The organism is Ornithinimicrobium sp., from assembly GCF_051004135.1.
GTDB lineage: Bacteria > Actinomycetota > Actinomycetes > Actinomycetales > Dermatophilaceae > Ornithinicoccus.
This window is the reverse complement of record NZ_JBPCKQ010000055.1, coordinates 23920-32240: the sequence shown is the minus strand read 5'-3', so window position 1 is coordinate 32240 and position 8321 is coordinate 23920. Positions and strand designations below refer to the sequence as shown.

Below are 8321 nucleotides of genomic sequence, written 5' to 3'. Positions count from 1 at the left end.
TGGACCCGGCCCGACCATCCGCACCGGACGCGCGGGGACGGGCAGAACCGAGACGGTTCCCGTGTTCACTGTCGATTCACTCGACGAAGGAGGAGCCCAACTCTGTCCCTGCAGCATCGCCACGGCTAACCCGTAGCACTTCACCGTGGCCTCCCGGCGAACATCCACATGCCCACCTCGGAGTTCCCCACCGAACTTTCATCCGGTAGGTGCGCACCGCACCCGGCCCATATCCGCCAGATTCGAGCCGGTGAGCCCTTAAGGGACGTACATACGCTGGTTCCTCGCGTACTCCTCTTCGTCACGCTCGCCGGACCCACACCATCTGGCAGTACTGGCGCGTCCCGGCTTTGTCAGGGCTGCTCCCACCCATCCCGACATCTCTCGGGACAGGCTGCCCTCAGCTTCACCGCCCTGCTACGACAGGGACGGAGGCGAAGGTCTCTCACCTCCAAATCAAATCGTCAGCGCCTCACGGCGCACGCGGATCCAGGCTCAAGGAACCGCCGCGCTTCGGCGACCGTTGCTGGGGGCAGCGTCCATCGATCGACCTGCCGCCGCGCTTGGCGGCTGAGATTTGTGACAGCGCTGTTATATTAGTGCGGTGACGCCCGGCGACCCTACGCACGAGAGCGCGTGGCGCCCCCTCTTCGGCCTGCTGCGCCACCTCGACGACGAGATCGCCAGGATCTATGCCGAGCGCGAGAGCACCGGCATCCGCCCCCGGTTCACACCGGTGCTCATCCGGCTGCACCATCGCGGCCCGTCGACCATCCGCGAGCTCGCGGCTGAGCTGGACCAGACCCATTCGGCGCTCAGCCAGACGGTGGCCGCGCTGAGGGCTGAGGCATTGGTGACCAGCGAGCCGGGCCACGACGCCCGCACCAAGGTTGTGGACCTCACTGCACGGGGCCGGGCGGTCGTGCCCTTCCTGGAAGACGAGTGGCGCGCCACCGAGGCGGCCATCGCCGAGCTCGAGGCCGAGCTGCCCTACCCGGTCACGCGGGTCGTGCGTGATCTGAAGCGTGCCCTGGCCACCCGCTCGTTCTCGGACCGGCTGCGTGGTCATCTGCCGTGAGCCCGCGCCGACACGTGGTGGACCTGCGCCCGTTGCGTAGCGGCACCGCATACCGGGGGCTGTGGGCCAGAACCTCCCTGTCCGGGCTGGGGATGCAGCTCACCACGGTCGCCGTGCTCTACCAGGTGTGGGAGCTGACCGGCAGCCGGTCTGGACCGGAGCGATCGGGCTCGCCCACGGCATCCCGATGATCGTCTTCGGACTGGTCGGCGGTCACCTGGCCGACCCGGTGGATCGGCGTCGGCTGGTGCAGTGGAGCACCGCCGGGCAGGCGGTGGGCGCGGCGACGCTCGCGGGCCTGCTGATCGGCTGGGTGGGAGTGACCGCGTGCTACCTGGTGGACGCGGGAACCTTCGCGATCGCCTGGTATGCCGTGCGCCGGCTGCCCTCGATGCCCCCCGACGGTGGTGGTGCCGGCCGGGGACTGGATGCGCGCGTGGGTGGTTTGCGGATGATCACGCAGCGACCGGTGCTGCTGTCGGGCGCCGTGACCCGGGCCCGGCTCAGCGGGCTCGTGCAGCTGGGTGCCGCCGTGGTGTGGGGGACGATGCTCGCGGGCTTCGGTCTGGCCTCGCCGCCGTGGCTCGCCCTGGGCGCGCTGGTGGTCGCCGTCGCCGCGGACACCGTTTCGGTGGTCTCCCCGGGGAGCGATGGTGCAGCTGGTGACCCCGGACAGCCGGGGTCGTCGTGGTTTGGCTCACCCATCGTGAGCTGCGAGAGGTCGAGCTGTCGCCGGCCGCCACCGGCGCTCTGATAGGGGTCAGGGCGCTCTGCATTGCCCCGACACCTGGGGCGTGAGCGTCGAAACGGCTGGATCGGTCAGGTGCCCGATCTGGCCGGTCGGGTATGCGGGTGGGTCGGCTGGATCGGTCAGGTGCCCGATTTGGCCGAAGGGGTCGTGTGCGCCCGCCGGCAGGGGGCTCAGAGGAAGTCGAGCGGGTCGAACTCCTCGATCGGGATGATCCGCAGGCGGGGCAGCCGGGTGTTGAACGCCTTCGCGTCGTGCTCGAGGTCGAAGAACTCCATGCCCCGCGCCTCCAACGGCGCGAAGCCCCCGCTGCGGAACTCCTCGAAGCCCATCAGCCCGGTGCGGCGGTCACCGTCGACCAGCGGGCTCATCTGCTCCACGAAGTCGGCGTCGTGGCTGACCAGCAGCACGTCGGCGTCCCGGTCACCCAGTGCGGCCAGCGTCGCGATGATCGCCATGTCGACGACCTTCTCGTCTCCGCTGCCCGACAACGGCACGGGGGTGTAGCCGATGGCCTTCAGCGCCTGCACGAACGTCATCGGCAGGGCGGTCGAGGCGTTGAGGAAGAACAGCCCCTTGGCCGGTTGCTCCCACTGCGCTTCGGCGAAGGTCAGCAGCCGGTCCCAGCGTGGCCGCTCGCTCGGCTCCGGGCGGCGGTTGAGGATCGAGTTGCCGATCGTGGCGTCAATGTTCTCGCCGTCGACCAGCAGGTAGGTCAACCGGTCGCCGCTCGTGGTGTGCTCGCCCATTTGTCGTTCCCTTGGCTCGATAGGAGCGGGCACGAGGAGCGCCCGTTGACCCCGAGGCTACTCGTAGACGAACTTCTGCGGGCCCGGAAACACCCACGACAAGCCATCACCGAGCCGGTCCCGCCAGTTCTCCCACGAGTGCCCGTCCCGCGCCTCGACATACCGCACGGTCGTGCCGGTGGACTCGAAGACCGGCACCATCGAGCGGTTGTGCACGATCAACGGCTCATAGACCCCGCAGGAGATGAACATCCGGTCCGCAACGCGCCGCGGCTGGTCGCGGTAGCGGTTCATGAACTTGACCACCGGGTCGAACGCCGGCCCGCCCTCGTGCTCGTCACCGATGTCGGTGAACACGAACGACCCCGACTGCAACAACAGCGAGCCCACCAGGTCGGGGTTGCGGTAGGCCACCGACAACGAGGCCACCGCACCGAAGCTGGCCCCCATCAGAGCGCGAGCCTCCGGCCGGTCGACCAACGGCAGCTGCTGGGCCAGGTGCGGGATCAGCTCTGCGCTGAGGTGCCGAGCATGCGCGGCGTAGTTGGGGTACTCCCGCAGCCGGTCGCCCGGGTTGGTGAACACGACGATGGTCTCGGCCATGTCGAGGGTGTGGATCCGGTTGTCCAGCACCGTCTTCATCGCCGCGAAGTTGAGGTAGTCGTCGCCGTCGTGCACGATCAGCAGGGGGTATGCCGTGCTGTCCCGGTAGCGCGCCGGCAGGTAGACCCGGCTGGTGGTCTGCCGGCGCAGCGCCTTGGAGTGCAGGTGGATGTCATGCATCTCACCTGGGCGTGCCTCGGGGTCGTGCTGCGCCCACGGGGGTGTGCGGTAGCCGACGGCCTGGCACACCGAGGATGAGCCCACCGGGCTGTGCGCGACGTGGGGGTTGAGCGGGTCGTTGGTGTGCTCGTAGTGCTCGCCGCGGCGGATCTCCAGCTGGTACTCCACCCGCGAGCCCTCGGGCAGCTCGATGGTGACCCACCACAGCGACAGACCGGGCAGGCGCTTCATCGGCACCCGCTGCGGCTGGTTGACGATGCGGTGCGTCACCCAGACCTCGTCGGCCTCGCCGCGCCACAGGAACGTGCACTTGGGTCCCTCGACGATCGGCGCCTCGTGCCGGCTCAGGAAGGCGTCGATGCGCGCCTCGTCGAGGTGCTCGCTCTGGCGCAGCTGGTTGATCGCCAGCTTGCGTGCCCCGCGGCGCTTCATCGGGTGGGGCGTCGTGGCGGTCATGCGGCCGCCAGCTCGGTGGCCGAGCCGTCGAGGCCCAGCACCGGCGCACCGGCGGGCAGCATCCCGTCGGGTCCTACGTCCACCCGGACGCCCGCATCGAGCAGCAGGCACCGGGCTGGTGCGAAGCGGCGACCCAGCATGGCCATCCGGGCATGGTCGGACAGGTCGAGCCGGTCCCGGGCCGAGGGCAGGGCGACCGCGTCCTTGAGCAGCCCGAGCCCCGCGGCATACGTCTCCGCGATCGCGGGGCCGTGCGTGGCCCGGTCGTGGAAGAGCACGACCCGCTCGGTCAGCGTCATCGCGCCGGCCCCCCAGGCGATGACCGGCCGGGCCAGCGCGGGCGCGATGGTGAAGAGGTGCAGGGCGCCGAGCAGGACGCCCACGTGTCCGCCGGTGAGCACGACAGCCTCGGTGCCGTCGAGCACCTGCGCGATCTCCTGACGCTCGTGGGCGACGGCCGAGCGCTCGTGCGGGCGGGTCTCGTCCCAGAACGCCCCATACAGCTCAGCGACCCGGCCCAGGTGCCGGGTGTCCATGTCGCGGATGATCCGCTCCGCGTCGGCGAGCGCGGCGGGCAGCACAGCCGGGTCGCGGGGCTGGTGCGCTCGCAGCTCGGCCACGGCGGACATCGCATGGTCCAGGCCCAGCAGATAGAGCTGCTGCAGCTCCTCCAGGGTATGCCGTCGCTGCCGGTCGGCCTCAGCGAACTCGGGGTCGGCGTCCCAGACCTGCTGCATTCGGTGCCACAGCCGCAGGTTGACGCTGTCGCCCCCCAGGGAACTGTCCAGCAGCTCGTCCTCCGGCTCCCGCTCGCGCCACCCGGCGTTGATCGTGGCGAACGGACCACACAGGCCCAAGGCGTCGACGACCCTGGCCAACCGGGGGGTCCGCTGCGGCCCGAGCAGGGTGACGTGCGGCTCGATGGGTGGTTCGACGCCTGACGGGGTATGCGGTTCGTCCGGCTGCGGGGGGTGCGGCTCAGTGGGCATGGACCTGCACCGTGCTGCCGACGTCGTCCATCATGGTGCGCAGCACGTCGTAGTCGGGGTGGCGCATCCGCACCCAGGCGTTGGCCATGTAGCCGTGGTCGACCGGCTGGGTGGGGGTGCCGGCGGGCGGCAGGTGGGCGTCGATGATCCACCGCCCCATCCGGTTCTCGACGTCCTCCAGCCCGCTGTAGTGGCTGATCCGGCCGTCCTGGTCGGGGCGCAGGGCGATGATCCCCGCGGCGTGGCTGCGGCTGGGCCGCAGGTCGGTGGCCTCGTACAGCACCGCCTGGGCCCAGGCGAGGTAGACGTCGACGTCGTTGCCGGCGCAGTACAGATCCCAGCAGCCGACGCCGGGTGGCCGGGCGCCGATCTCGCTGAACTTCAGCCCCTTGGGGCCGTGGAACCACTCCATGGGGGTGGCCGAGGTCTCGATGCCCAGGGCGCTCGTGACCCGGCGCCCCATCTCACGGATCTCGTCGTAGAGACCGCCGTCCTCGATCCGGTTGGTCGAGATGTACTGCGGGGAGATCCAGCGGGTGCGCATCGCCTCGAGCACACCGGGGTAGTAGTGGCAGCCGAAGTCCAGCATCGGCTCGCCGCGCACGGTGACGGTGTCGTAGAAGCCCTCGTGCCCCTCGACGAACTCCTCGACCGCGATTGAGTGCACGCCGGCACCGAACTGCTGCAGCGCTGCATCCAGGGCGGTGTCGTCGTCGACCCGGCTGGTCGCCGCGGCGCCCGCACCGTCGCGGGGTTTGAGGATCAGCGGGTAGCCCACGGCCCGGGCGAACTCGCGGACCTGCTCGGGGGTGTCCGCTCCCGTGGAGGCGGCGGTGGGCACCCCGGCCGCGCGCAGGGCGTCCTTCATCGAGGGCTTGTCGCGGCACAACCAGGTGGTGTGCACGGAGGTCCCTGGTATGCCGGTCGCCTCGCGCACCAGTGCTGCGGGCAGGGTGTGCGACTCGATGGTCGCCTCCATCCGGTCGACCCAGACCCAGCTCTGCAGGCGTCGGACGGTGGCGGTCATCTGCTCGACGTCGGTGACCGAGCCGACCTGCTCGTAGTGCCCCATCCAGGACTTCAGCTGGTCGTCCAGGTGCTCGGCGGGGGTCTCGCCGATCCCGAGGACGTTGGCCCCCGCCTCGCTCAGGGCTCGGACGAACTCCCGCTGGTTCTTCGGGAAGTGCGGCTCGACGAAGACGATGTTCACGGACCCGAGCCTGCCACACCGCGGTCTGACCGCCCACCTCTCGCCTGGGCGAGGTCGTGCGCGCGGGTCAGAGGTTATCGCTCACCCGGTGCGCGCATATCGCTGCCCAGGGAGTCGAAGGCCTGTGCCACCGCCTGGGCGTAGACGTGCATGCCCTCGATGTCCGGGTGGATCCGGTCGGACTGCAGGGTCTCCGGTTGGGCCGTGGCGGCGGCGTTCCAGTCGCCCACGACGACGTGGGGATGATCGGCCGCGATCTCGGCGATGATCTCGTTGGAGGGGGGCACGAAGGTGCTGGTGCCGTAGAGGTTCATCAGCACGATCCGCCGGTCCGGGCCGAGGGCCTCGATCATGGCGCGGGCCTGGTCCTCCTCGACCCCGGCGTTGGTGCCGAAGTGCAGGATGACGTTGTCCCGCATGGTCCCCTGCGCCAGGGCCTGCTCGACCACCGACGAGGCGTCCTTCCACTGCCGGTTGGACTTCGCGGCATACGTGATGCCGGGGAAGCGGTAGGTCAGCCCGTCGGCACTGGTCACGATCAGGGAGTCGCCGATCGCGGTGATCTCCTCGCCGTCCGGCACCAGGAGGCCTTCCTCGTCGGCGGTCCACCCCGAGATGGCGTCCTCGGCAGGCTCCTCGGCATCGACGACGGGCTCGGCACCGGCAACAGTCGACGGCTCCACGGATGCGGACGAACGCTGGGGTGCGACGGGGTCACCGAGCACCGCGCCGGCACCGGCCGCCTCGACGCCCGGGTCGGGTGCGCCCGCCTGCTCCAGTCCAGCCTCAGCCTGCTCGATCTGCTGCTGGGTGCGGGACGTCTCGGGGGCGGTGAGCACCGCCACGACGGTCAGCACCAGCACCGAGGCCAGGCCACCGGCGACCAGACGGGGCAGTCGTGAGCGTTGCCACGGCGTGGCCAGCCAACCCGCGGCGGCATGCACCGGAGCGATGAAGCCGTGCCGGCGGATCGGGGTCTCGATCGCGCGGTAGGAGGTCTCGCTGATCAGCAGTGTCAGCAGCAGACAGGTCAGCAGCACCACGCTCGCCCGCCCCGTGCCGGGGGCGTAGGGCACCAGGGCGGCACCGATCAGCAGGACCGGCCAGTGCCACAAGTAGATGCCGTAGGAGCGCGACCCCAGCCAGCTCAGTGCAGCGTTGGTCATCAACCGCCGCCAGGGTCCGCCGCTCTCCAGCAGACCGGCGAGGAGCACCACGGTGGCCAGGCAGGCCAGCAGGATGCCCCCGCGGAAGGTCACCGCGGACGCTTCGCCGAGGGTGAGCATCAGGGAAAGCAAGGTCAGTGCGGCGAGCGCCACCGCGAGGCCGCGCCACCGCCGCCAGAGCGGGGTGCGCAGCCAGGCTCGCTCCGGGCCGGCCCAGGCGAAGGCCAGCCCGGCTCCCAGCATCAGACCGAAGGCGTGGGTGTCGGTGCCGTAGTAGGCCCGGCTGCCGTCCGTGCCCGGCGCGTAGGTCAGCGCCATCAGCAAGGCCGAGGTCGTGGCGAGTCCACCGGCCACCAGCAGCCGCTGCCGGGTGCCGGCGCTCAGGGCGAGCACCAGCACGAGGCCGAACGGCCACAGCAGGTAGAACTGCTCCTCGATGGCCAGGGACCAGAAGTTGACGAAGAGCACCGGTGAGGTGGCGCTGAAGTAGCTGCCGCCCGCGGCGATCTCGGTCCAGTTGGTGGTGAAGGTCAACGCGCCGAGGGTCTGCCGGCCGATGCCCACCAGCAGGTCACCGCCGACCACCCGGGCCGCTGCGACGCTGACGACGACCACGAGGACCAGGGCCGGGACCAGCCGCCGGGCCCGGCGCAACCAGAACCTCGGCAGGTCGATCCGCCCCGCGTCGGCGAGCTCGCGCATCAGCAGGGTGCTGATCAGGAAGCCGGAGATGACGAAGAAGACATCGACTCCCAGGAAGCCGCCGGGCAGCACGGTTGGCGTGAAGTGGAAGACGAGCACGGCCAGGATGGCCAGTCCGCGGACCCCGTCGAGACCGGGGATCGTGCCCGGTCGCGGGTCAATGCCCCGGGGGCCCCGTGGAGGTCGTCCGCCCGGTCGTCGGTCCGCTCCCGGGACCGGACGCGTGCCGGGCGGTCTTGCGCGGTCGAGGTTGCGCCCGGGTGGGTTCAGCCCAGGAGCGGGCCGGCGCGGGGGAGCGTCGAGCAGGTCGTCCGGGCGCGCCGGAGCAACCGGGAACGACATGGGGCCACCTCCCTGCCGGGCTGAGCGATCGGGGCTGACCCGAGCCTAGGAGGGACGACCGACAAACCGACGGAGCCACGCAGGAGTGTCCTGCGTGG

8 protein-coding genes are annotated in these 8321 nt (G+C 70.6%); 3 read left to right on the top strand and 5 right to left on the bottom strand.

The genetic code is table 11. The annotated features are described in order from the left end of the window. The first annotated feature begins 604 nt into the window (after positions 1 to 604). The 3 genes from ACR2FV_RS02925 to ACR2FV_RS02915 are packed head-to-tail and all read left to right on the top strand — an operon-like array spanning position 605 to position 1832. Positions 605 to 1078, top strand: a complete 474-nt coding sequence (locus ACR2FV_RS02925) for a MarR family winged helix-turn-helix transcriptional regulator (protein ID WP_434014206.1) — start codon at positions 605 to 607, stop codon at positions 1076 to 1078. Further along, positions 1075 to 1269 (top strand): hypothetical protein, encoded by a 195-nt coding sequence (locus ACR2FV_RS02920; RefSeq protein WP_434014205.1) that lies wholly within the window; start codon positions 1075 to 1077, stop codon positions 1267 to 1269. Before ACR2FV_RS02925 ends, ACR2FV_RS02920 begins: the two co-directional genes overlap by 4 nt. Then, a complete protein-coding gene (locus tag ACR2FV_RS02915) occupies positions 1266 to 1832 on the top strand; it encodes a hypothetical protein (RefSeq protein ID WP_434014204.1) in 567 nt (188 codons plus the stop codon). Before ACR2FV_RS02920 ends, ACR2FV_RS02915 begins: the two co-directional genes overlap by 4 nt. Positions 1833 to 1999: 167 nt before the next feature. On the opposite strand, the gene ACR2FV_RS02910 is transcribed toward ACR2FV_RS02915, so the two are convergent. The 5 genes from ACR2FV_RS02910 to ACR2FV_RS02890 form a co-directional block, all read right to left on the bottom strand. Beyond that, positions 2000 to 2575 (bottom strand): NYN domain-containing protein, encoded by a 576-nt coding sequence (locus ACR2FV_RS02910; RefSeq protein WP_434014203.1) that lies wholly within the window; start codon positions 2573 to 2575, stop codon positions 2000 to 2002. 57 nt (positions 2576 to 2632) lie between these two features. After that, positions 2633 to 3814: an alpha/beta hydrolase-fold protein gene (locus tag ACR2FV_RS02905; protein ID WP_434014202.1), complete on the bottom strand. Its 1182-nt coding sequence runs from the start codon at positions 3812 to 3814 to the stop codon at positions 2633 to 2635. Continuing rightward, the gene (locus tag ACR2FV_RS02900; RefSeq protein ID WP_434014201.1) at positions 3811 to 4803 is read right to left on the bottom strand and encodes a hypothetical protein; all 993 of its coding nucleotides are present in this window, start codon (positions 4801 to 4803) and stop codon (positions 3811 to 3813) included. The genes ACR2FV_RS02905 and ACR2FV_RS02900 overlap by 4 nt, the downstream gene beginning before the upstream one ends. Beyond that, complete coding sequence (locus ACR2FV_RS02895) at positions 4793 to 6013, bottom strand: ATP-grasp domain-containing protein (protein WP_434014200.1); 1221 nt, start codon at positions 6011 to 6013, stop codon at positions 4793 to 4795. The genes ACR2FV_RS02900 and ACR2FV_RS02895 overlap by 11 nt, the downstream gene beginning before the upstream one ends. 74 nt (positions 6014 to 6087) lie before the next feature. Beyond that, positions 6088 to 8223, bottom strand: a complete 2136-nt coding sequence (locus ACR2FV_RS02890) for an acyltransferase family protein (protein ID WP_434014199.1) — start codon at positions 8221 to 8223, stop codon at positions 6088 to 6090. Positions 8224 to 8321: the final 98 nt, after the last annotated feature.